This window comes from Mesorhizobium sp. FG116 (assembly GCF_057809835.1).
Window position 1 is genome coordinate 1 of the sequence record NZ_JBMDKS010000024.1, and the last position, 23,949, is coordinate 23,949.

Sequence of the window (23,949 nt, forward strand, 5' to 3'; positions counted from 1 at the left end):
TCAGATGAGGTCAGTTCTTTGACAATGGCCAGACGGCTTTAGCCGGGCGTGGCGACGAAGGAACTCGCCGGAATGCCAAGGCTCCGCCCTATTCCAAGTCTATGGTACGGCGAATTTAGGGGATCGCCCCTTCCATGCTGGCGAATTTCCGCTAAAACGCGGGCTCACAAGCCGCCCCGCGGCACAGAAACGGTTTGAGTGATGGCCGACGACGATACCTTTATCCGCGAAGTCAACGAAGAGATCCGCAAGGAACAGGCCAAGGCCATCTGGGACCGCTATGGCCCCATCCTGATCGGCCTGGCGCTGCTCGTCGTGCTCGCGACATCAGCCTATGTCGGCTACCGCTATTGGGATGAAAGCCGCGCCAACACCTCGGGCGATGCCTATTCGCAGGCGCTGCGCCTTGCCAACGAAGGCAAGGAAGACGATGCGCTGGCGGCACTCGCCGATATCGAAAAGAGCGGCTACGGCGCCTATCCGGTGCTGGCCCGCATGCGCTCGGCAACCGTCAAGGCCGACAAGGGCGACGTCGCTGCTGCGGTTTCCGAACTCGATGCGGTTGCCGCCGACGGCTCGATCCCACAAAGCCTGCGCGACATGGCGCGGTTGCGTGCAGCGCTGCTTCTGGTCGATACCGGCTCCTATGCCGATGTCTCCAGCCGCGTCGAAGCGCTGGCCGCTGACGGCAATGCGCTGCGCCATTCGGCGCGCGAGGCGCTCGGCCTTTCCGCATGGAAAGAAGGCAAGGCTGCGGACGCGCTGAAGCTGTTCGAACAGATCGTGGCCGATCAGGCTGCGCCGCAAAACGTGCGCCAGCGCGCCACCTTGATGTCCGAACTGATCCGCGGTTCGGGCGGCGCGTCGTGACGCATGACGTTCAAAGTCGCCATAATCGGTCGGCCTAACGTCGGCAAATCGACGCTTTTCAACCGCCTTGCCGGCCGCAAGCTGGCGCTAGTGGACGACACCCCCGGCGTCACCCGCGACCGCCGGGTTCACCCCGCCAAGCTCTACGATCTTACCTTCGACGTGATCGACACCGCCGGGTTCGAGGACGCGCCGGCCAGCACCTTGCCTGGGCGCATGCGCGCCCAGACCGAGATCGCCATCACCGAAGCCGACCTGATCTTCTTCCTGATCGACGCCAAGGCCGGCCTGATGCCGGACGACAAAACCTTTGCCGAAGTGGTGCGCAAATCCGGCAAGCCGGTTGTGCTGGTCGCCAACAAGGCCGAGGCGCGCGGCGCGCAAGGCGGCATGCTGGAAGGCTGGGAACTGGGGCTCGGCGAGCCGATCCCCGTCTCGGCCGAGCACGGCCAGGGCCTGCCCGACCTGCGCGATGCCGTTATCGAGGCGCTTGGCGAGGAACGCGCATTCGGCGAAGACGAGGAAGACGACGACGAAATCGCCGCCAGCGAAGTGCTGATCGGCGAAGACATCGCCGATCCGGACGCCGAAGACGTACCGGCCTATGACGAAACCAAGCCGTTGCGCATTGCAGTTGTCGGACGGCCCAACGCCGGCAAATCGACGCTCATCAACGCGCTGATCGGCGAGGAGCGGCTTTTGACCGGGCCGGAAGCCGGCATTACCCGAGATTCCATCTCGGTCGACTGGGATTGGCGCGGACGCCGGATGAAACTGTTCGACACCGCAGGCATGCGACGCAAGGCCAAGGTGCAGGAAAAGCTGGAAAAGCTGTCCGTCGCCGACGGGTTGCGGGCGATCCGCTTCGCGGAAGTCGTCGTCATCGTCTTCGATGCGACGATCCCGTTCGAGAAGCAGGATTTGCAGATCGCCGACCTCATCATCCGCGAGGGCCGCGCGCCGGTCATCGCCTTCAATAAATGGGACCTGATCGACCAACCGCAGCAGGTGTTGGCCGAACTGCGCGAAAAGACCGAACGGCTGTTGCCGCAGGCGCGCGGCATCCAAGCGGTGACGGTTTCGGCCGAGACCGGGCGCGGGCTCGACAAGCTGATGGACGCGGTCATCAAGACGCACAAGGTGTGGAACAGCCGCATTTCCACCGGCAAGCTCAACCGCTGGCTGGAAGGCATCCTCGCCCACCATCCGCCGCCCGCCGTCGCCGGACGCCGCCTCAAGGTCAAGTACGTAACGCAGGCCAAGACCCGTCCGCCGGGCTTCGTGGTGTCGTGCTCACGGCCGGACGCGATGCCGCAATCCTATGTGCGCTACCTGGTCAACAATCTGCGCGAGGCTTTCGACATTCCGGGCGTGCCGATCCGCATGGCGCTGCGCACCTCCGACAATCCGTTCGCTGGTCGCGCCAAGAAGCGCTGAGCGGTTGAGCGGATCATGGCGCGCGATCCGCTCAAGCATTGTTTCGCGCAATTCCGGACGGAAAACCGGTTCCCACTTTTCCTGGAATTGCTTTACTCCCCGTAAGGCACCCAGATGTTCTTGACCTGAACGGCGCGAGACAGGAACTCCCTGCCCTCGCCGAGGCGCGGATCGAGCCAGTCACGCTGCACCGTTTCCGCCCACACCTGCTTGAGATTGCCAGCCGAAGCCTTCTCAATGCGCGCGGCGGCTTCCTTCGGGCCGAAGTACCAGACGCCGTCAACCTCCTCGTGCTTGGCCAATTCAAGCGCGAGTGCATCCCGGTCGCCGGTAACGATGTTGACGACGCCATCCGGCACATCGGAGGTTTCGAGCACCTGATAGAAATCGGTCGCCGCCAACGCCAGCCGCGACGACGGCACCACCACGACACGGTTGCCGGTGGCAATCGCCGGTGCAAAGGTCGAGACGAAGCCGAGCAGGCCGAACTCTTCCGGACAGGCGATGCCGACAATGCCAAGCGGCTCATTCATGGCCAGCGCCACGCCCCGCAGCGGCGGCTTGTGCACCGTGCCTTCAAATTTGTCGGCCCACGCACCGTAAGAGAACAGCCGCGAAACGGAAGCCGCGACTTCCCTCGCCGCCTCCGGCTTGCGCTTGCCGGTCATGGCTATGAGGCGCTCAGTGAACTCTGTGCTGCGGGCTTCAAGGTTTTCCGCGATATAGTAGAGAATCTGGGCGCGGTTGTGCTCGCTGGCAGTGCCCCAACTGGTCGCCTTGCGGGCTGCTTCAACCGCGTTGCGGATGTCCTTGCGGTTGCCTTCGCCGACCTCACCGACCAGCGCACCGGAAGGCGACAGGATGGGCCGCGAATAGCCTCCATCCGGGCGGGCCTGCTTGCCGCCGACATAAAGTTTTGCCGTGCGGTCGATGAAGGAGGCATCGGTTGCTTCGTCGCCCGGCTGAGGTGCCGATTGCGCAACGATTGCCTTGGCCTTGGCAAGCCATTTCGGCTTGCAATAGGCGGCAAGCCCCTCGCGGCCGCCCTCACGGCCGAAGCCGGATTCCTTGTAGCCGCCGAAACCGACGCCGGCATCGAACATGTTGGTGCCGTTGACCCAGACCACGCCGCATTTCAGCTTCGGCGCGATGTCGAGCGCGAGCGACAACGTTTCGCTCCAGATGGTGGCGGCAAGGCCGTATTCGGTGTTGTTGGCAAGTTCGACCGCTTCGGCCGGCGTGCGGAACGTGCTGGCAACCATGACCGGGCCGAAAATCTCGACGCGCGAAACGGTCGAGGCCGGATGGACGCCGGTAAGCAGCGTAGGCGGATAGAAGCAGCCGGCGGCCGGTACCGCAGCCTTGGGTTGGTGCAATTCAGCGCCTTCCTTCACCCCCGTTTCGACCAGCGCCTTGATGCGCTGCAACTGCACCGGATGGACGATCGCGCCGATGTCGATCGCCTTGTCCAGCGGATCGCCGACGCGCAGGCTTTCCATGCGGGCGGTGAGTTTCGAAACAAATCGGTTGTGGACGCTTTCCTGCAGCAAAAGCCGCGACCCTGCGCAGCAGACCTGCCCTTGGTTGAACCAGATCGCATCGACGACGCCTTCAACCGCTGCATCGAGATCGGCGTCGTCGAAGACGATGAACGGCGACTTGCCGCCGAGTTCCAACGTCAGGCCCTTGCCAGAGCCCGCAGTCGCCTCGCGGATGATCCGGCCGACCTCGGTCGAACCGGTAAAGGCGATCTTGGCGATGCCGGGATGATTGACGATGGCCGCGCCAGTATCGCCCGCGCCGGTGACGATGTTGACGACGCCCTCCGGCAGGCCGGCCTTCTGGCACATCTCCGCAAACAACAGCGCGGTCAGCGATGTGTATTCAGCCGGCTTCAGCACCACCGTGTTGCCGAGCGCGATGGCCGGCGCGATCTTCCACGCCAGCATCAACAGCGGGAAGTTCCACGGAATTATCTGGCCGCAGACGCCGAGCGGCTCCTTGTCGGCAAGCTCCGTGTCCATCAACTGCGCCCAGCCGGCATGATGATAGAAATGGCGGGCAACGAGCGGAATGTCGATGTCGCGCGTTTCGCGGATCGGCTTGCCATTGTCGAGCGATTCGACCACCGCAAAAAGGCGGCTGTGGCGCTGGATCAGGCGGGCAAGCGCATAGAGGTAGCGGGCGCGCTGGTGGCCGGAAAGGGCTGCCCATGCCGGCTGCGCCTTGGCTGCTGCCTTGACGGCTGCATCCACATCGGCGGCATTGGCATCGGCGATGCGGGTCAGCACCTCGCCGCTGGCGGGCGCGGCAGTGTCGAAGCTTTGGCCGGATTTCGCCTTCTTCCACTGGCCGCCAATGAACAACTTGGTTTCACCGCCCAGTCCCTTGATCCAGGCGCGTGCTTCCTTGTCGCTCTCTGGCGCCGGGCCGTATTCCATGGTGTCGAGAATTTCTGCAATCGACATTTTTTCTTCCATCTCAAGCCATGGCGTGGTGGCTGAAAGCCGCATAGCGGCCGGTCACATGATGTTCGAGCTGGCGCTCGATGTCGGCCAGCAGCGAGGAGGCGCCGAAGCGAAACAGGTTCGGCTGCAGCCAGTCGTTGCCGAGTTCTTCCTTGACCAGGGCCAGATAGGCCAGCGCATCCTTGGCAGTCGAGATCCCGCCTGCCGGCTTGTAGCCGACGACGTGGCCTGTCATCTCGCGATACTCGCGAATGGCGCGCAGCATGGTGAGCGTCACCGGCAGCGTCGCATTGGTCGACTCCTTGCCGGTCGATGTCTTGATGAAATCGGAACCGGCCATCATCGCCACCCAGGAGGCGCGGGCGACATTGCGCAATGTCTGCAGGTCGCCTGTGGCGAGGATGGTCTTCATGTGGGCCTTGCCGCAAGCTTCCTTGCAAGCCCTCACCTCATCGTAGAGCGCCTGCCAGTTGGCGGTGAGCACATGCTCGCGGGTGATGACGATGTCGATTTCCGAAGCACCGTCGGCAACCGAAGCCTCGATCTCCTTCAACCGCGTGGGAAGCGGCGACAGGCCGGCTGGAAAGCCGGTGGAGACAGCGGCAACCGGTATGCCGGAACCGTCCAACGCTTCAACTGCGGTGCCGACGAAACGGTGGTAGACGCAGACAGCGCCGGTGGTGATGTTGCGGTCGCCAAGGCCCAACGCCTGTTTCAGGTCTTCGCGCAATGGCTGCCGCGCCTTGGCGCAAAGCCGCTGGACACGCCCGGCGGTGTCGTCGCCGTTAAGCGTGGTCAGATCGATGCATTGCAGCGCACGAACCAGCCACGCCGCCTGCCACTCCTTCTTGACCGTGCGGCGGCCCCCAAGAGAGGCGGTGCGGCGCTCGGCGGCCGACAGATTGACGCGCACGCTGTCAATTGGATCGAGCGACAGCGGCACCGCCGGATTGTAAGGATGCGGCTGGTTGGCGAAGGCTGACGGAACCATACCCGCATCCCCCCGCTTTTCGATATTCATTTTCAACTCCACTCCCAGTCCAGCGAGTTTATTCGCCGTAACCGATGATGCCCTTGACCTCGAGGAAGTCATGGATTGCCCAGTCGGCATATTCGCGCCCATTGCCGGACTGCTTGTAGCCGCCGAACGGCGCGAAAGTGTCCCAGTCAGGATAGTTCAGGTTGACCTGCCCGGCACGCAGGCGCGATGCGACGGCCCGCGCGTGCTTGATGTCCTTTGACTGCACATAGGCGGCAAGGCCGTAGACGGTGTCGTTGGCGATCTTCACCGCGTCGTCGTCGTCGTCATAGGAAATGACCGACAGCACCGGACCGAAGATTTCTTCCTTCTCGATGGTCATGCCTGGCTTGACGTGGCCGAACACGGTCGGGCGCACATAGTAGCCACGGTTGAGATGTTCGGGCCTGCCGGGACCGCCGGTGACCAGCGTCGCGCCGTCCTTGATGCCGGCTTCGATCAACCTCTGGATTTTGTCGTACTGCAACTGGCTGACGACGGGACCAAGCTGGCTATCCTCGGCGCGCGGATCGCCAACCTTGTGGGCTTCCGCCGCATCCTTTGCAATCGCAAGCGCCTCGTCGTGGCGAGCAGCCGGCACCAGCATGCGAGTTGGCGCATCGCAGGACTGGCCGCTATTGCCGAAGCAGCCTTCGACGCCCTTCTTGACCGCAGTTTCGAAGTCGGCGTCGGGCAGAATGATGTTGGCCGACTTGCCACCTAGCTCCTGAGCCACGCGCTTGACCGTATCGGCGGCGGTCTTGGCAACGATGATGCCGGCCCGGGTGGAGCCGGTGAAGGAAACCATATCGACGTCCGGATGCCCCGCCATAACCTGGCCGACATCGGGGCCGGTGCCGTTGACCATGTTGTAGACGCCTTTGGGCGTGCCTGCGGCTTCCATGATTTCGGAGAAGACGATGCCGCTGATCGGGGCGATCTCGGAGGGCTTCAATACCACCGTGCAACCGGCGGCGATGGCAGGTGCTACCTTGCAGACAATCTGGTTGAGCGGCCAGTTCCACGGCGTGATCAGTGCGCAGACGCCAATCGGCTCCTTCACAACCATTGTTGCGCCGCGCTTTTCGGAAAACTCGTAGTCTTCAAGCGCCTTGATGGTGGCTTCCATATGGGCGCGGCCAGCCCATGCCTGTGCCTCGCGCGCCCAGGTGATCGGCGCACCCATTTCGTAGCTGACGGCCTGGGCGATGTCCTCGTAGCGTTCGTTGTAGATTTCGAGGATGCGGTTGAGCAGCTTGAGACGGTCAGCCCTGCTGGTTTGCGAAAACGTCGGGAACGCCGCCTTTGCAGCCGCAACGGCCTTGTCCACGTCGGCCTTCGAGCCCACTGAAATCTTCGTATAGGCTTCCTCCGTGGAAGGGTCGATCACGTCCAGCGTTGCCGGAACGACCGGCGCAACCCATTTGCCATCGATGAAGAAATTCAAGTGGTTGTTCATCTGACCGCCTTGTCCTTGCTCGGAAACCGTTCGCCGCACGTTATCGGCAGAACCAGCGATACGCCACCGCGAACTTGCTCCCTGCCGGAACACGATCACGCGACCGGCATGGCTCGCGACGATTTCGAAACGTGACCAAGCAGGCGTCTTTGTCGCCCCGCGCTGCGGAACGCGGCCTTCGCGAAATTACTGCCAGTTACCCGGCTTCTTACGCATCGGCGCCACGCATGGTACCAAGGGCGGCGCTGCAGGCGGAGACGGAAAAGTGACCCTTACCAATCGAGACATCGTCGAGATCACGGCATGGCGGCGCAAGCTCCACCAGCATCCCGAAATCTCGAACGAAGAGCAAGCGACCGCCAGCGAGGTTGCCGGTTTCATCGGCGAGACAAAGCCGGACAGCATATTGACCAGACTGGGCGGACACGGCGTGGCAGCCGTCTACGAAAGCGGCAAGCCGGGACCAACGGTGATGTTCCGTTCGGAACTCGATGCGCTGCCGATCCAGGAAATTTCAGGGGTACCCCATGCCTCCCTGGTGCCGGGCAAATCGCATATGTGCGGACATGACGGGCATACGGCGATCCTTGGCGCGCTTGGCCGTCAATTTGGACGCCAAAAGCCGGCCCGGGGCCGCATAGTCCTGATGTTCCAGCCGGCGGAAGAAACCGGCAACGGTGCAGCCGGGGTTGTCGCCGACCCTCGCTTCAGCGAGGTCGCGCCGGATTTCGCCTTCTCACTGCACAATCTGCCCGGCGTGCCGTTCGGCGAGGTGCGGCTCAGGACTGGCGTGGTCAATTGCGCCTCCCGCGGCATGCGCATCGTGCTGGAGGGAAAGACAGCCCATTCGTCCATGCCGGAAACCGGCTTTTCGCCCATGTTGGCAATCAGCGAACTCATGCCGTCACTTCCAAAGCTTGGCGGCGGCACTTTCGCCGACGACGAATTCAGCATGGTAACGGTTACGCATGCCGCCATGGGCGAGGCCGTATTCGGCATCGCGCCCGGGTATGGCGAGGTCTGGGCTACACTTCGGACACGGCGCGACGACCGCATGGCGAGACTGTGCGCCGCCGCCGAAGCCCTGGCTGCGAAAATCGCCGAAAGCCACCGGCTGTCTGTACGCCACGACTATCACGAAATTTTCGTCGCCAGCGTGAACGCTTCGGATGCCGTAGCGCATTTGCAGCGCGCGCTTGATGAAGAAGGCATCCAGCACGCGGAAGACGGGCTGCCGATGCGCGCTTCGGAAGACTTCGGCGTGTTCGGACACAACGCCTCGTCGGCGATGTTCTTCCTTGGCGCCGGCGAGCAGCACCCCGCCCTGCACAATCCGGATTACGATTTTCCCGACGACCTGATCGCAATCGGGTCTAAAATTTTCATGCGTACGGCGCGAAACATCCTGGGATAGCTTCGCCAACAGTCCTGATGGGGTCGCTTTGGCCATGAAAGCCCGCCTTAGAACCTGGGGCCTTTTGCTGGCAGCTTGGCTTTGTGCGGGCATGGCGGGCACCACGGCCGCGAAGGCGGTCGAAATCGTTCACTTCGAGAGTGCCACCTATCCGCCGACGCCATATCAAACCAGGCAGGCACTTCAGCAAGGCAGGAAGCCGGAGCCTCTACCTGGCCTGCCCCTCATTGGCCGCCTGCAGAGACCCCATGGCGAAGGCCCGTTCCCTGCAGTCGTTCTTATGCATGGGTGCGGCGGCATCTGGCGCTGGAACGACGTCTGGTCGGACAGGCTGGCGGGTTGGGGATATGTCGTGCTGGACGTCGACAGTTTCAGGCCTCGCGGCAAAACTTCCATCTGCGAAAACGGCGGCTCGATCACCGGCGAAATGAGGGCGCTCGATGCCTATGGCGCTAAGACATTCCTGACGGGCTTGCCCTTTGTAGATCCCGCACGCATCGCGGTACTCGGCATGTCCCACGGTGGCTGGGCGGTGCTCAATGCAGCGCGCCGGGCAACCTTTTCGGATCTGGAATTGAAACCTTTTCAGGCGGCAATTGCTCTTTACCCGTGGTGCGACGATCCGACAGAAGTCGGGATGCCGCTGCTCATCCTGAGCAGCGAAGCGGACGATTGGTCACCGGTTGAGCGCTGCCGGACATTTGTCGCCGGAGCGGGCTCGTCCAGCGAAGTTGTTTTGAAAGTCTATCCCGGCGCTCATCACCTGTTCGACCTCAAGGGCATCGATGAACGACAGGACGGCCACGTCCTGCGCTACGACCAGCAGGCAGCGGACGATGCGATTGAACAAATTACGGCGTTCCTGGCCAAGCATCTTTGATGAGCGTCAAAACGGCCATCGTCGGGCAACAAATGCTGGCCAAGGCGCCTGAGCTTGGCTTTTCGCCAACTCGCCGGTAAGGTGTGACGAAGACGATGGCCCGCTCCATACGGGCCGCATGAAAGGCTGTTCAAGAAAAAGCCAAGCCGCATCGGCTTCCGCTTTTGCCTTTCAACCGGGTGAACGGGGTAGAAGAAACAAAATTCCGGGATCGAGACAAAACGATCGATCGAGCCCGCAGCGCGATGCGCTGCACGGGCGGGCATTGCCGTGGCTTGCGCGCGGCAAGGAACATCCCGGCGCCGAGCTTCCATATGAGGCGCAGCCAGCGCCAGCTACGATTTCGCACATATGTTCAACCAGACCGGAGGTAGCAATTGAGTGATACGATAGATGGCGTTTTGGACTGGCTTTCAAGCAGACCCGACATTCAGAGCCTGAGGGCCGCGGTCTGCGATCTCAACGGCATCATGCGCGGCAAGCGCATCCCTGTCGAACAGGCGCGCAAGGCACTCGAGGGCAAGCTGCGCATGCCCTACTCGATCAGCGGCGTCGATGTCTGGGGCGAAGACATCGAGGGCAACAAGCAGGTGTTCTCCACCGGCGACGCCGATGGCATCTGCCACTGGACCGGGCGCGGCATCCTGCCGATGGACTGGACCGCCTACCCCACCGCGCTCATCCCGCTATGGCTCAGCGATGAAACCGGCGCACCCTTTCTCGGCGACCCGCGACGTGCACTCGCCCGCATTCTCGACCGCTACAAGACGCTTGGCCTGACGCCGGTGGCGGCAACGGAACTTGAATTTTACCTGGTCGATCCGAAATCGGCGCGTCCGCGCGGCCCGGTATCGCCGGTCACGGGGCGGCGGCTCGATTCCGACGCCGCGCTTTCCATCGACGAGATCGACGATTTCGAAGCGTTCATGCACGACGTCTATGAAGCCTGCCGCCTGCAGGACATTCCGGTCGACACCGCGATTGCGGAAAACGGCGTCGGCCAGTTCGAGATCAACCTCAACCATGTCGCTGACGCCTTGCGGGCCGCCGACGATGCCGTGCTGTTCAAGCGCACCGTGAAAGGCATCGCGCGCAAGCATGGCTTCATCGCCTCGTTCATGGCCAAGCCCTACGGCAAGCGTGCCGGCAATGGCTTCCACGTCCATTTCAGCCTCATCGACGGCGATGGACGCAACGTGTTCGACGACGGCACCGAGCAAGGCTCGGAACTTATGCGCCATGCGGTTGCCGGCCTGCTCGCAGCGATGGCGGAAAGCACGCTGGTGTTTGCGCCGCACTTCAATTCCTACCGGCGGCTGCGGCCGAAATCCTATGCACCGACGGCGGTCGCGTGGGGGTACGAAAACCGCATGGTGGCGATCCGCATTCCGGGCGGACCGGCCGCTGCGCGACGTATCGAGCATCGCGTTTCGGGCGCTGACGCCAATCCCTATCTGGTGCTTGCCGCCATTCTTGGCGCAGCTCTGGTCGGCATAGAGCGACAGATGTCGCCAGGTGAGCCGATCGCCACCGATGCCTACGACCGCAGCGACCTTGCCAAGCTGCCGCCGGACTGGGCATCTGCGATCGCCAGCTTCGAACATGGCAAGCTTGTTGCCGAGATTTTCCCCGACGCGCTACGCGGCTCGCTGGTCGCCTGCAAGAAGCAGGAGCTCGAAACCTTCGCGCTCAGGGTGAACAATTTCGAATTCGAAACCTATCTGGAAGCCGTTTGACGGCAAGAAAAGGCCCCGGCACGAGTGCCGGGCCTCTATCCTTCCGATGTGGCCGTTCAGCCCTCGGTCGCGCTGTTACCGGTGATGCGGATGCGTCCGGCCTGGTGGTCGCGGTAGCGGGCCGCGGCCTCGGTGCGGTTATGGATGCCGAGCTTGCTGATGATGTTGTGAAGATGGATCTTGACCGTGTGCTCGGACAGATTGAACTCGGCGGCAATCGCCTTGTTCTGAAGCCCGCGCGAGACCATTTCCAGTATCTGCATTTCGCGTGGCGTAAGATCGGCGACGCGGTCCGCCCTGCCTGACCTTTGCACAGGCAGCTCGACGAAGGTCGATGTCGGTTGTGGTGCGGAGGCAATCTTCTGCGCGTAGGAATGCAGCATGCCGACGGGGAAGTATTCGCCGCCGCGCAGCATCAGCCGCACGACCGACAGCCACACGTCGAGCCTGAGGTTCATGGGCAAAACGCCACGAACCAGTTGCGATTCACAAATTTCAGGGAAGATCAGCGGCGAGTTCTGGCTGTCGGAATCGATCAGCGCGATCATCGCGTGCGGATGCCGCCGCGTCAGCTCCTCCGACAGGCGCTGTGCCGCCGGCAACAGCATCGGATCGATCAGGATCAACGCCACCGGGAAGGCAAAGGCCGCACATGCCGCCTCCACCCTATCCATCTGCTTGATGTCGAGCCACGGGAACTCGTGGTCGAGCGCATAGACCAAGCTGCCCGATATCGCACCGGGTGCCGTCACAAAAAGAACGGTCTTTCGCGATTCGAACGCCCCAACTGCGGCTCGCTTTCCATTCATGGCCGCTTCGCTTGTTGCTTCCATTGGCTCCGACTTCTTCCTGGATCGCCCAATCCAATCCACCCCTGCCAACCGCCCCATGCAGGCGCAACTGATGCGCCAGGCAAGTTCGGCCGATAACGACGATATTGCAGGAACTTAAACGCCGCGATGGGGCAATAGGGTTGAGGCTCAACCCAAACGTGGGATGTCCGGAGGGTCGGCAGGATCATCGGCCTCCTCCAAATGGACTAGCCGGCTCAATCGAGCGTTCTCAATCGTTTGGACAGCCTGCTCCGACCGGAGTGGCCCAATGCAAGCTGAGAGACCTTGAAACCGTGAAACGGCTACCCGGATGGCCTCAGCACCCGCAGCAACGCCCGGCGAGGTAAAGCATCTTTGCCAGTAACGCCCAAATTAAGGCTGGCTCGCCACGAAAGGCCGAAAATATCCTGTTTGGCGGAGCCTTGGATACGCCTCACACCAGAATGGATGAGCCATCCTCCCCGATCTAAACCTTAGCAAGGGAGATATAAATTGGCACATTGCCAAGGCCCGGAAACGGTTCGGGCGCATGCGGAATGCCGTCGCAAAATGCCTGAGCAGCGATGGCGCCCCGAACGGGGTTCCCGCCTTCGAACAAGCGAGCCTGGGGCGAGCAATGAATATCTTTCGCGTGACACCGACCGGCCGGTCATTTGGGGCAATGCTCGCCAGTGCGGTAGTGATGGCAAGCGCCTTTCTCCCGGCGCAAGGCAATGCCGGTGAACTGGTCGCGCAGACCAAGGTACGCATCACCGTATTGCAATGGATGCCGATAAAGGGCGCCTATGAGCAGTGGGCGGCACTCGGCGGCGACTATGTCGTCACGGAGGAAGGCACGCTGGAACTGCCGGTGATCGGGTCGGTCAAGATCGGCGACCTGGGACCGAACAAGCTGGCGGCGGAGATTGCCAAGCGCATCCAGGCCAAGACCGGGCTCGTCGACAAGCCGGACACGACAGTCTCGGTGGTCGAGTATCCGCCGGTCTATGTGGTGGGCGACGTCGCCAAGCCGGGCGAATACAAATTCCGCGAGGGCATGACGATTTTGCAGGCGCTGGCGCTGGGCGGCGGCGAGCGGCGCGGTACGCTTGGCGCAGGCAAGACCGAGGTTGGACTGGTCGGCGAACTGCGTGGGCTGGACGCCCAGATCTTGCGCAGCATGGCCAAGACCGCGCGGTTGCGCGCCGAGGCCGCAGGTGCCGAAACCATCGATTTTCCGGCCATCGCACCGGGAACGGAAAGCAATCTGGCGCAAGACATCTTCAACCAGGAGCAAACGATTTTCGGCACGCGCGCCAAGGAACTGGCCCGGCAGACGAAATCGCTGTCGGAATTGCAGGACCTGTTCACGGCGGAGATCGGCGCTCTCGAACAGAAGACCGCAACGGCAGATGAGGGCATCGCCGCAGCCGAACGGGACCTCAACGCGGTCAAAGGCCTGGTCAGCAAGGGATTTGCCGTCATGTCGCGGCAATCGGAGCTGGAGCGCGTCGTTGCAGGCTACAGGGGCGAGCGCCTCGACCAGGTAACCGCGATCATGCGTGCAAGGCAGAACCTTGCCGAAGCTAAGCGCAACATGGAAGGCATCGAAGACAGGCGCCAGACCGAGGTCGCCAGCGAGATACAGGCCGAGCAGGCCAATCTCGAACAACTCAGGTTGAAGCGGGACGTGTCGCAGAAAATGCTGTTGGACGCACTGTCTTCTTCAAGCGTCTCGGCAAGCGGCGAGCAAGCAGCCATCAGCTACTCCATCACCCGTACGCATGACGGCAAGGAAGTCTCCGTTCCAGCCGCCGAATCCACCGCCCTGCTACCTGGCGACGTGGTCAAAGTCAGTTCATCGCTGGCGCTGGCGCAAGGCGGCGAAGCTTCACCGGACGCTGCTTCCGCCGACCCGGCCCAGCCCGGAGAAGCCAGCCAGTGAAACCGGAAGGCAGATCGGCTGCGGCGCGACGGCCCCGGTGCGCGATGACGGTGCATCCACTGTCCGCCAAGCGGCACGGCGCGTGATGCCATGACCGAGATGGCGATGAACGAGCCGGTTTCGCCGAAATCGAACAGCTACACGCAGATCCTGAAATCGACGGCGATGATCGGCGGATCGTCGATCGTCAATATCGGTTTCGCCATCATCCGCAACAAGGCGATGGCGCTTTTGCTTGGACCTTCCGGCGTCGGCCTGATGGGTCTCTACAGTTCGATCATCGACCTAACCCAGACACTGGCAGGTCTTGGCATCTCGCCGAGCGGCGTGCGCCAGATTGCCGAGGCAACCGCAACGCAGGATGAAGAGCGGATCGCGCGAACCACCCTGATGCTGCGGCGGGTGTCCATCGTGCTCGGCCTGCTCGGCGCGGCCCTGCTTGGACTGCTGGCCCTGCCGGTGGCTCGTTTCACCTTTGGCGACGACACGCATGTTGTGGCGGTCGCGCTGCTCGGCATCGCCGTCTGCCTCCAGCTCATATCCGCCGCGCAGATGGCACTGGTGCAAGGCATGCGGCGCATCTCACATCTGGCCCAGATAACCATGCTAGGCGCGTTCTTCAGCACCGCCATCGGCATACCTATGGTCTATTTCTTCGGCGAAGCCGGCATCGTGCCGGCGTTCATCGCCATGGCGCTGGCGTCGCTGGCGACATCATGGTGGTACGCGAGACAAATCAAGATCAAGCCGATAAAGCTCTCGACGCGAGAGGTGAGCCAGGAAGCCGCAGCCCTGCTCAAGCTTGGCGTGGTCTTCATGGCAAGCGCCTTCCTGACCACGGGCGCTGCCTACGCAATCCGCCTCATCGTGCTCAAGCATGCCAGCTTCGAAGCTGCGGGGCTTTACCAAGCTGCTTGGGCGCTCGGCGGGCTTTACGCGGGCTTCATCCTGCAGGCCATGGGAACAGACTTCTTCCCGCGCCTGACCGCAGTTGCCAGCGACAACCGGGAGTGCAATCGCCTCGTCAACGAACAGGCGCAGATCAGCATTCTTCTGGCAGGCCCCGGACTGCTTGCAACGCTCACGGTAGCGCCGGTGGTAATGGCCATTTTCTATTCGCGGGAATTCCTGCCGGCAGTAGACCTGCTGCGCTGGATTTGCCTTGGCATGATGCTGCGCATCGTCGCCTGGCCAATGGGCTTTATTGTCCTGGCCAAGGGCGACCGCAAGGTTTTCTTCTGGACGGAAGTGGCGGCGACCACCATTCATGTCGGACTTGCCTGGCTGCTGGTGCCGCAGATCGGCTTGAAAGGCGCCGGCATTGCCTTCTTCGGCCTCTATGTCTGGCATAGCTGCCTTATCTACGTGATCGTGCGCCGCATGAGCGGGTTTCGCTGGTCAACCGAAAACCTCAGGCTCGGCGCAATTTTCCTGCCCGCGGCAGCCGTTGCGTTTGCCGCCTTGATGTTCTTGCCGTTCTGGCCAGCGACAGTGATCGGCGTCACCTTGACGGCCGTCACGGGGCTTTATTCGCTGAGGCTGTTGCTGAGGCTGTTCCCGGCAGAAAAGCTGCCGGGATTTGTCAGGCGCTGGACGTAGACGTTTTAGAGAACCTAAGCGGCGGCTGAGTTTGCTGCGCCAAGAACCTGCTCGAGGCCATCGGCAACGTGCGAAATTTCCGCCTCGGTCATCTGCGTGAAGAGCGGCAGGATGATCGACCCGCCCTGCGCGGCAACACTGTGCTGCAGGCTCGAACCCTGGCGATAAGCGCCCGGATGCTGATAGGCAGGCTCCAGATGGCTGTTCATGATGCCGCGCCGGGTGGAAATGCCCAGATCAAGCAACGCCTGCATCACGGCGCGCTGGTCGGCCCCACGCGGCAGCGTCACGCAGTAACTTTGCCAGTTGGTACGACCCCACTCAGGCTCCACCGGTATGCCAAGGCCGCGGATATGGCCAAGGCGCTCGGCATAATCCGCCGCGATCTCGCGGCGGCGTTCGACGATCCCCGGCAGCTTGCGCAACTGCTCGCGGCCGATGGCTGCCTGCACGTCGGTCATGCGGTAGTTGTAGCCGACCTCCGGATAGGTCTCGTAGATCACTGAATTCGATGAGTGACGCACGGTGTCCGCCACGCTCATCGAGTGCTGGCGCCAGAGCCGGAACTTGCGGTCATATTCGGGATTGGCAGTCGTCAGCATGCCGCCGTCGCCGGTGGTGACGACCTTGCGCGGATGGAAGGAAAAGCAGGCGATATCGCCATGCGGCTTGCCGATCTTTTCCCATTGCCCGTTCCACAGGATTTCCGAACCGATTGCGCAGGCCGCATCCTCGATGACGGGAATGCCGTGGCTCTTGCCAACCTTGACGATGGTGGCGAGATCGCAGGGCATGCCAAGCTGATGCACACACAGGATGGCCTTGGTGCGCGGCGTGATGGCCGGCTCGATCAGGCTCGCATCGATGTTGTAGCCGGAAGCCGAAATATCGACGAACACCGGCACGGCGCCGCAATAGACGATGGCGTTCGCCGTCGCGATGAAGGAGTGGCTGACGGTGATGACCTCGTCGCCCGGACCGGCGCCGACCGCCTTCAACGCCAGATGCAGCGCCGTGGTGCAGTTCGACACCGCAACGGCGTGCGGCGTGCCGACCGTTTCAGCGAACTCGCGCTCGAAGGCTGCGACTTCCGGACCTTGCGTGACCCAGCCGGAGAGGATGACACGGCGGGCAGCGTCGGCTTCTTCTTCGCCGAGAACCGGCTTGGCGACAGCGATCTGGGCGAGCGGCTTGTTCATTCTGCAGCGACCTGTGTTGCCTCGCGCTCCTGCCGCCACCAGGCGACGAGATCGCGCAATCCGTCATCGATCCTTGTCGTCGCCTCAAAGCCGAGCATGGTCTTGGCCTTGCTGGTGTCGGCCAGACGGCGGGTGACGCCGTTGACCGTGCGGGCCGGCATATGGACCGGAGCTGCTGTTGAGCCCATGACCGCGCTCAGGCGCTGCGCCAATTCAAGCAGGCTGATTTCGGTGCCGCTGGCAACGTTGAAGACTTCATCCGTGACATCCGACTTGGCAGCAAGGACGTTGACGCGGGCAATGTCGTGGACATGGACGAAATCCATGGTCTGCGAGCCGTCGCCGTAGATGAGCGGCGCTTCGCCGGCAGCGATGCGCTCCATCCAGCGGATCAGCACTTCGGTGTAAGCGCCATAGACGTCCATGCGCGGGCCGTAGACGTTGAAATAGCGCAAGGCGACGTAGCGCAAGCCATACATCTCGGCGAAAGACCGCAGCAGGCCTTCGTTGAAGGTTTTCGCGGCGCCATAGATGGTGCGGTTGTTGTAGGGGTGATGCGCTTCCGTGGTCGGGAAGCTCTCGGCCAAGCCAAGCACTGATGCCGACGATGCGGCGACCACCTTCGATACCTTGGCAGCGACGGCCGCCTCAAGCACGTTGAAGGTGCCACCGGCCAAAACGTCGAAGGCAAGCCGGGGTTCCTCGGCGCATTGGGTGATGCGGATCGCCGCCTGGTGGAAGACGACATCGACGCCCTGGAACAGGCGCGCCAAAAGATCGCGGTCCTGGATATCGCCATCAACGATGGTCAGCGGGAAATCCGCCATGGCCTGGCGCAGGTTCTCGCGCCGGCCGCGGACGAAATTATCGAGAATGATGATTTCGCGCGGGCGCTCCCGTGCCACGATGTCGGCGATGTGGGAACCGATCAGACCGGCTCCGCCTGTTATCAATACACGCTTGTTTTTCATCGCCTATTTCCCCTCTGCACTGCGCACGGCTTCCGATTCCGGACGCCAGCGCAGGAATTTCGCAGGCACGCCCGCCACGATGGCGAAGGGCGGCACGTCTTCTGTGACCACAGCGCCAGCGCCAATGATCGCGCCCTTGCCGATGGTGACACCCGGAAGAATGGTGGCGTTGGTGCCGATATCGACCCAATCGCCAATGCGCACCGGCCTGATTTCCAGATCGGTGCGGATGATCGGCACGTCTGCCGGAATGCCGTTGTGTTCCGAACCCAGCACCTTCGATCCGGGGCCGAAGCCGACGCATTCGCCGATCACCAGATCGCGTGCGTCGAGGAATACCTGCGGCCCGATCCAGGTGTTGTCGCCGATGATGCAGGTGCCGTCGAAACGGCCCTGCACGATGGCTTGCGAACCGATAAACACGCCTGCGCCGATGTCGAAGGTCTCGATATGCTTGAAACCGGCATTGACGCCGATCTGCAAGCCGGGTCCACAACGCAGCGCCAAGGCCCGCCAGATGGTGCGGCGCATGGTGGCATCGATGAAGCCGTCGCCTGCGGAAAAGCGCTGGTAAAGCTCGACCAGACCCTTGATGTCATAGGCCTCGCGCAGCGCATCGGCGAGGCCGGGCACGAATTCGAGCTCGGGCGCCAAGGTCTTGCGCCCGTGAACCGCCGCCACGACGCGGCTGGCCTGTTTCGATTTAGCCGACACGGAGGGCAGCCCTCGCCGGCTTGGCAGTGGTCGCCTCGGCAATCGCGTCGACGACCGTTGCAATCTGCTCGGACGTCAGTTCCGGATAGAGCGGAACCGACAGAACTTCAGATGCCAACTGCTCCGAAACCGGGAAATCGCCCTTGTGGTGTCCGAGGTCGGCATGGGCCTTCTGCAGATGCACCGGGATCGGATAGTGCAGGCCAGTGGCGATGCCGGCGGCATCCAGGCTCTGGCGCAGAGCCTCGCGGTCGTCGCAGCGAACGGCATAGATGTGATAGACGTGACGCCGGCCGGCCGCTTCGGTTGGAGCCGCCACCGCTTCGACGTTTTTCAGCAAGGTCGTGTAAAGGCGCGCATTGGTGCGGCGCGCCTCGGTCCACTTCTCCAGATGGCGCAGCTTGACACGCAGGATCGCGCCCTGGATGCCATCCATGCGATAGTTGAAGCCTTTCAGCGTGTGGTGGTAGCGCTGCTCCTGGCCCCAGTCGCGCAGCATGCGGATTTTCATGGCGGTCGCATCGTCGTTGGTGACAACCAGTCCGCCCTCGCCGCAAGCGCCGAGGTTCTTGCCGGGGTAGAAGCTGAAACAGCCGGAAATGCCTATGCTGCCGGCGCGCTTGCCGCCATATTCAGCGCCGTGGGCCTGGCAGGCATCCTCGATGACCGGGATGCCGTGGCGGGCGGCGATTTCCATGATCGGGGTCATGTCCGCCATCTGGCCATAGAGATGGACCGGCATGATCGCCTTGGTGCGGCTGGTGATTGCTGCTTCGAGCTTGGCCGGGTCCATCGTGTAGGTGGTCGGCTCAATATCGACGAACACCGGCTTGGCGCCCGTATAGCAAACGGCCGACACGCTGGCGACGAAAGTGAAAGGCACGGTGATGACCTCATCGCCGGGACCGATGCCAGCGGCGAGCAGAGCCAGATGCAAGGCGCTGGTGCCGGTATTCACCGCAATGGCATGGCGAGCATGGCTATAGGTGGCGAATTCCTTTTCAAACGCCGCCACTTCCTCGCCGAGCACATATTGGGTCGAGGCGAGGACGCGCAACGCGGCGGCATCAACCTCTTCCTTGATGCTTGCGTATTGCGCCTTGAGATCGAGAAAAGGGATCATGCCACCCGCCTAATCTTTTCCAGTTCGATGACCCGGCCGCGTTGTGCGAGCGACTGGGTTGCAGCTTCGAGGACGCGCACCACGCGCAGGCCCGCCCTGCCATCGGCGATCGGCGTGCTGCTCTGTTCGATGCACTGTGCGAATTCGCGCAATTCCGTGCTCAAGGCTTCCTTGACGTCGAGATGCGGAGCCCACATGTCGCCGCTGCGGTAGCCGACCAGCGCCTGGTAGACCTTTTCGCCATTTGCCTTCTTCTCGCCGTTGAGCGTGATGCCCTTGTCGTAGACCTTGATCTTTTCGCTGGGCTCGAGATCGTCATAGACGATCATCTTGTTGCTGCCGCCGACCAGCGTGCGGCGCACCTTGACCGGCGCCAGCCAGTTGACGTGGATGTGGGCGATCAGGTTGGTTTCGAAGAACAGGGTGAGATAGGCGATGTTTTCCGGCTCGCCGGGAACATGGCTGATGCCCGTCGCCGAAACCGCGACCGGCTTGTGCTGGATGACGTAATCCATGATCGAAAGGTCATGGACGGCAAGGTCCCAGATGACGCTGACATCGTGCTGGAACAGACCGAGATTCACGCGCACCGAGTCGTAGTAGTACATCTCGCCCAGGCCGTTATCGACCAGTTCGCGCATTTTGCGCACGGCACCTGTGTGGACGAAAGTGTGGTCGACCGCGAGCACCAGGCCACGACGTGCGGCCTCCTCGACAAGACGCTCGGCTTCTTCTGCAGACGATGCAATCGGCTTTTCAACGAAGACGTGCTTGCCGGCCATCAGCGCGGCCATGGCCAGCTTGAAATGGCTCGAGACGGGCGTTGCGATAGCGACGGCGGAGATGCTCGGATCGCTCAGGATTTCGTCATAATTGTCGGTGATCGCAACGGACGGATACCGCGCCTTGACGGGTGCGAGGCGTTCCTTGTTGAGATCGCATACGGCGACCAGCCGGACGCCCGGCACCTCGGCGAAATTGCGAACGAGGTTCGGCCCCCAATAGCCGTAACCGATGACAGCGACGCCGATCATCGTGCACCTCCTGCAACGCGCGCAACAGGCGGCGCATCCTTGACCCGTCCGGTCACGACTGCCGGCACGCCGGCGACAATTGCGTAGTCGGGGACATCGCGGGTAACGACGGCACCTGCTCCGACAAGCGCGCCCATTCCGATGGTGATGCCAGCGAGGATCGTCGCGTTCGAGCCGATCGACGCGCCAGCCCTGACCAGCGTCGGAACGACCGTCCAATCCGCCTCGGTCTGCAGGCCGCCATCGGCCGCGACTGCGCGCGGATGGATGTCGTTGGTGAACATGACGCCGTGACCGACGAAGACACCGTCTTCGATGGTGACGCCTTCGCAGACGAAACTGTGACTGGAGATCTTGCAGTTGCGGCCGATCACGGCGTTTTTCTGGATTTCGACAAAGGTGCCGACACGCGAACCGTCGCCAACCGTGCAGCCATAGAGATTGACGAGGTCGGGGTGATGGATGACCACTCCCTCGCCAAGAACAACACTTGCTGCGATCATGTCTCGGAGCCCTTCATTTTACTCTACGATGCACCGACGCACCCAACGGATTTTCGCCAATCAACGCTCTTGGATCGGTGCGGCATGCGATACTTGGATGCTGACAGAGCAATGCTTTTCGCGTTTCGAGTAAAGGAAACAAATCGCCGTAGCATCGTCTCCGAAAGGCGTACTGCAGTCGTCCCAAATTGCGGGTAGTTCTCGGGAAGCAACCTAACTAGGCTCAGAGTATCGGCCATAGACACCCCTGTCTGAGCCGATAGCAGGCAACGAAATGCAACAATGGTCGCGATATGAAGATCCTGGTCCTGGCGCATCGGCTTGAAGTCGGGGGCACCCAAGTCAATGCGATAGAACTAAGCGCTTACCTTCGGAACAGATATGGACATGAGATCAGCTATCTCGCCACTCCCGGACCGATGAATGCCCTGCTTGAGGAGAACGGCCTTCGTTTTCTCACTTTGCCAGATGCCAGCTCTCACCCATCGTATCGGCGCATTCGAGCGATCGACGAGGCAATAAATTCCGAGCATCCGGATGTCGTACATATCTGGGACTGGCCGCAATGGCTGGATGCTTTTCTAGGTGTCCATCTGTATCGACGCGTTCCTACGGTGGTAACGTGCATGTCGATGGTCGTCCCAAGCGTCCTGCCGCGGTGGAGCAAAACCACATTCGGCACACCGGACATCGTCGAGCAGGCGCAATCCATGGGGTACAGGGATAGTCATCTTTTGATGCCGCCTGTCGATACGGTGCTAAATGCCGCTGATCCGGCAGCTTCACGACAATTCCGAGACGAACATGGCGTTGCGGACAACGATATACTCATCGTCACGGTGAGCAGGCTGGTCGACTGGATGAAGGCAGAAAGTCTGCGCCTGACAATGGAAGCAATCCAAGCCCTCCGCCACGACGAGAGGTTGAAATTCGCGGTTATCGGCGACGGTAGCTCGCGTGGAGAACTCGAAGAGCTGGCAAACCGCATAAACAGTGAAATTGGCAGGAAGGCGATTTTTTTCACCGGCGCCATGCTGGACCCGCGTCCAGGATATGCCGCCGCGGATATCGTGGTCGGCATGGGTGGTTCGGGCCTGCGTGGGATGGCGTTCGCAAAGCCGGTAATCGTCGTAGGCGAACAAGGTTTCTCGGCACCCTTCACTCCACAAACCGAGCCATTCTTCTACCACTACGGAATCTATGGCCAAGGAACTGACAACCAAATATGCGAACCTATCGCTAAAAGCATCACGCGCCTTGTCGAAACGCCTGGGGAGATGCAACGTAACGGACAGGCTGGCAGAAACTTTATCGAGAAGCACTATTCGATAGAGGCGATTGGAGACATCCTGAATGACCTTCTGGTCAACGCAGCAAGCACTCCGTCTGGCTTTTCTGAAACTGTCCGCGATACCTTCAGGACTGCATTCCGAGCCACCTCGCGCAATCTGCATCAGTATCTATTTGCCAGATGAATCGGCGCGTGGGTCGCTTGTACCGAGGTCTACTTTCGGGAGGCATGACCCAGGACGCGTCTGACACCCCCGGTTCGCCCTGCAACTCGAAATACATAACCATGCTCCGCGCCGAAAGCGCGCCAGCAAGGCACTGCAAGAGTCGATCCTGGCTGCGGGCAATTCGGGCTCATGGCCGTCGGCCAACCTGCCCCTCTCGGTACAGCGGCACGGGCGAAGGCGATGCACGCTTCGTTCGCAGCCCACGCCAATAACTGAGCAACATTCTTTTCGCCTTGCCTGTCGCGATATCCAGCAGGAGAAATGCATTCACTGGCCGGTCGCTGATGCTTTTCCCGATAAAACCAAGGGCGCGCCTTGTTTTTCCCTGCCTCACCAACTCTATGGCGACATCCATGACCAGTATCGATCGCTGCTTCCTGTAGCTCGCAAGCAAGGCACGATTCTTCTTCATAATGCGCAGAACGCCTATCATCTGCTTCCTGCGGTTCGATGAAATACTGTCCGGAGACATGAAACCGACCACAACCGGTTCAATATCTTCATACATCTTTGTGCGTTGAACTAGGCGAATGGCAAAATCCCAATCTTCGTTGGCGCACGCGATGGGATCGAACCAAGCCGTGTCCGGAACATGGCTCCGCTTGAATAGCGCATTTTGCAAACTCAACCGGTTTTCCGTCAGAAGATGCCCAACCTGGTCCTCATCAAGCCTCAGGATGGTTTCCGGCGCCGGCGCGTAGGCGACCTTGCCATGGCCGAAATTGAAGTTTGCGTCGCGGCCATAGAGCAACTTGCCACCGGTCACCACGCCGACGTCGTCCGGCAACCGTTCCAGCAGCATCATTTGCCGCTCAAGTTTGTTTGGCAGCCAGAGGTCGTCGCTATCCTGAAAGGCAATAAACTCGCCAGTGGCCACGGCAAGGCCAGAGTTGCGGGCAGCAGCGGCGCCACCGTTCGTTGGCCGCCTGACATAGCGAATGCGAGGATCTCCGACACCGCGGACAAGCCCCTCGATATCCTCCGAAGAGGCATCGTCGACCACGATCAGTTCCAGATCGGTGTAAGACTGTCCGAGCACACTGTCGATCGCCGCACGCAAGCTACGAGATCGGTTGTACGTCGGCAAAATTACAGAAACCTGGGCAGTCGAGGCTTTGCCCATCGTGTTCCGGCGTTCCATCGATGACCTTCCAAGACAACAGTTCAAAGCTTGCGCTGCACTCAAGCGGAGCGGCAGATCGCCAGCTTCTTTGTGCGTTCAATTCAGACCGATACGAACGGGCTGACAA

At 61.7% G+C, this 23,949-nt stretch carries 19 protein-coding genes; 8 read left to right on the forward strand and 11 right to left on the reverse strand.

From position 1 onward, the window contains the following. Positions 1-201: 201 nt before the first annotated feature. Entirely contained in the window at positions 202-870 is a 669-nt protein-coding gene (locus ACODTY_RS17685) for a tetratricopeptide repeat protein (RefSeq protein ID WP_488995522.1), read from the forward strand. Positions 871-873: 3 nt separating this feature from the next. Continuing rightward, on the forward strand, positions 874-2,307 hold the full coding sequence (gene der, locus ACODTY_RS17690) for a ribosome biogenesis GTPase Der (protein WP_488995523.1): 1,434 nt from the start codon (positions 874-876) through the stop codon (positions 2,305-2,307). Positions 2,308-2,399: 92 nt separating this feature from the next. On the opposite strand, the gene ACODTY_RS17695 is transcribed toward der, so the two are convergent. From ACODTY_RS17695 to ACODTY_RS17705, 3 genes are read right to left on the reverse strand one after another with little or no spacing between them, the layout of a single operon-like run. Beyond that, on the reverse strand, positions 2,400-4,775 hold the full coding sequence (locus ACODTY_RS17695) for an aldehyde dehydrogenase family protein (RefSeq protein WP_488995524.1): 2,376 nt from the start codon (positions 4,773-4,775) through the stop codon (positions 2,400-2,402). 13 nt (positions 4,776-4,788) lie between these two features. After that, positions 4,789-5,766 (reverse strand): deoxyribose-phosphate aldolase, encoded by a 978-nt coding sequence (deoC, locus tag ACODTY_RS17700; protein WP_488995588.1) that lies wholly within the window; start codon positions 5,764-5,766, stop codon positions 4,789-4,791. Positions 5,767-5,824: 58 nt separating this feature from the next. After that, positions 5,825-7,252: an aldehyde dehydrogenase family protein gene (locus ACODTY_RS17705; RefSeq protein ID WP_488995525.1), complete on the reverse strand. Its 1,428-nt coding sequence runs from the start codon at positions 7,250-7,252 to the stop codon at positions 5,825-5,827. Positions 7,253-7,517: 265 nt separating this feature from the next. Between ACODTY_RS17705 and ACODTY_RS17710 the strand changes: the two genes are divergently transcribed. The 3 genes from ACODTY_RS17710 to ACODTY_RS17720 all read left to right on the forward strand — a co-directional run bounded on the left by ACODTY_RS17710 (position 7,518) and on the right by ACODTY_RS17720 (position 11,282). Beyond that, positions 7,518-8,666, forward strand: coding sequence for an amidohydrolase (locus ACODTY_RS17710; RefSeq protein WP_488995526.1), 1,149 nt, complete (start codon positions 7,518-7,520; stop codon positions 8,664-8,666). Positions 8,667-8,757: 91 nt separating this feature from the next. Further along, complete coding sequence (locus ACODTY_RS17715) at positions 8,758-9,546, forward strand: dienelactone hydrolase family protein (protein WP_488995589.1); 789 nt, start codon at positions 8,758-8,760, stop codon at positions 9,544-9,546. A 377-nt stretch (positions 9,547-9,923) separates the two neighbouring features. Continuing rightward, the gene (locus ACODTY_RS17720) at positions 9,924-11,282 is read left to right on the forward strand and encodes a glutamine synthetase family protein (RefSeq protein WP_488995527.1); all 1,359 of its coding nucleotides are present in this window, start codon (positions 9,924-9,926) and stop codon (positions 11,280-11,282) included. Positions 11,283-11,338: 56 nt separating this feature from the next. Here the strand turns inward: ACODTY_RS17720 and ACODTY_RS17725 are convergent, their stop codons facing one another. Continuing rightward, on the reverse strand, positions 11,339-12,091 hold the full coding sequence (locus ACODTY_RS17725) for a helix-turn-helix transcriptional regulator (protein WP_488995528.1): 753 nt from the start codon (positions 12,089-12,091) through the stop codon (positions 11,339-11,341). Between the two features lie 640 nt (positions 12,092-12,731). Between ACODTY_RS17725 and ACODTY_RS17730 the strand changes: the two genes are divergently transcribed. Next, on the forward strand, positions 12,732-14,039 hold the full coding sequence (locus ACODTY_RS17730; protein WP_488995529.1) for a polysaccharide biosynthesis/export family protein: 1,308 nt from the start codon (positions 12,732-12,734) through the stop codon (positions 14,037-14,039). Between the two features lie 99 nt (positions 14,040-14,138). Further along, on the forward strand, positions 14,139-15,638 hold the full coding sequence (locus ACODTY_RS17735) for an O-antigen translocase (protein WP_488995590.1): 1,500 nt from the start codon (positions 14,139-14,141) through the stop codon (positions 15,636-15,638). Between the two features lie 14 nt (positions 15,639-15,652). Here ACODTY_RS17735 and ACODTY_RS17740 read toward each other — a convergent pair whose 3' ends face one another. Genes ACODTY_RS17740 through ACODTY_RS17765 form a run of 6 tightly spaced genes read right to left on the reverse strand, consistent with a single transcriptional unit; the run spans position 15,653 to position 21,182 of the window. After that, complete coding sequence (locus ACODTY_RS17740) at positions 15,653-16,837, reverse strand: DegT/DnrJ/EryC1/StrS family aminotransferase (protein ID WP_488995530.1); 1,185 nt, start codon at positions 16,835-16,837, stop codon at positions 15,653-15,655. After that, positions 16,834-17,808, reverse strand: coding sequence for an NAD-dependent epimerase/dehydratase family protein (locus ACODTY_RS17745; protein ID WP_488995531.1), 975 nt, complete (start codon positions 17,806-17,808; stop codon positions 16,834-16,836). Before ACODTY_RS17745 ends, ACODTY_RS17740 begins: the two co-directional genes overlap by 4 nt. Positions 17,809-17,811: 3 nt before the next feature. Then, positions 17,812-18,522, reverse strand: a complete 711-nt coding sequence (locus tag ACODTY_RS17750; protein ID WP_488995532.1) for an acyltransferase — start codon at positions 18,520-18,522, stop codon at positions 17,812-17,814. Next, positions 18,512-19,645: a DegT/DnrJ/EryC1/StrS family aminotransferase gene (locus ACODTY_RS17755; protein WP_488995533.1), complete on the reverse strand. Its 1,134-nt coding sequence runs from the start codon at positions 19,643-19,645 to the stop codon at positions 18,512-18,514. Before ACODTY_RS17755 ends, ACODTY_RS17750 begins: the two co-directional genes overlap by 11 nt. Beyond that, on the reverse strand, positions 19,642-20,679 hold the full coding sequence (locus ACODTY_RS17760) for a Gfo/Idh/MocA family protein (RefSeq protein WP_488995534.1): 1,038 nt from the start codon (positions 20,677-20,679) through the stop codon (positions 19,642-19,644). The genes ACODTY_RS17755 and ACODTY_RS17760 overlap by 4 nt, the downstream gene beginning before the upstream one ends. Next, entirely contained in the window at positions 20,676-21,182 is a 507-nt protein-coding gene (locus ACODTY_RS17765; protein WP_488995535.1) for an acyltransferase, read from the reverse strand. Before ACODTY_RS17765 ends, ACODTY_RS17760 begins: the two co-directional genes overlap by 4 nt. A gap of 293 nt (positions 21,183-21,475) precedes the next feature. Between ACODTY_RS17765 and ACODTY_RS17770 the strand changes: the two genes are divergently transcribed. Further along, entirely contained in the window at positions 21,476-22,657 is a 1,182-nt protein-coding gene (locus tag ACODTY_RS17770) for a glycosyltransferase family 4 protein (RefSeq protein ID WP_488995536.1), read from the forward strand. Positions 22,658-22,826: 169 nt separating this feature from the next. On the opposite strand, the gene ACODTY_RS17775 is transcribed toward ACODTY_RS17770, so the two are convergent. Continuing rightward, positions 22,827-23,840, reverse strand: coding sequence for a glycosyltransferase family 2 protein (locus ACODTY_RS17775; RefSeq protein WP_488995537.1), 1,014 nt, complete (start codon positions 23,838-23,840; stop codon positions 22,827-22,829). Positions 23,841-23,949 lie beyond the last annotated feature (109 nt).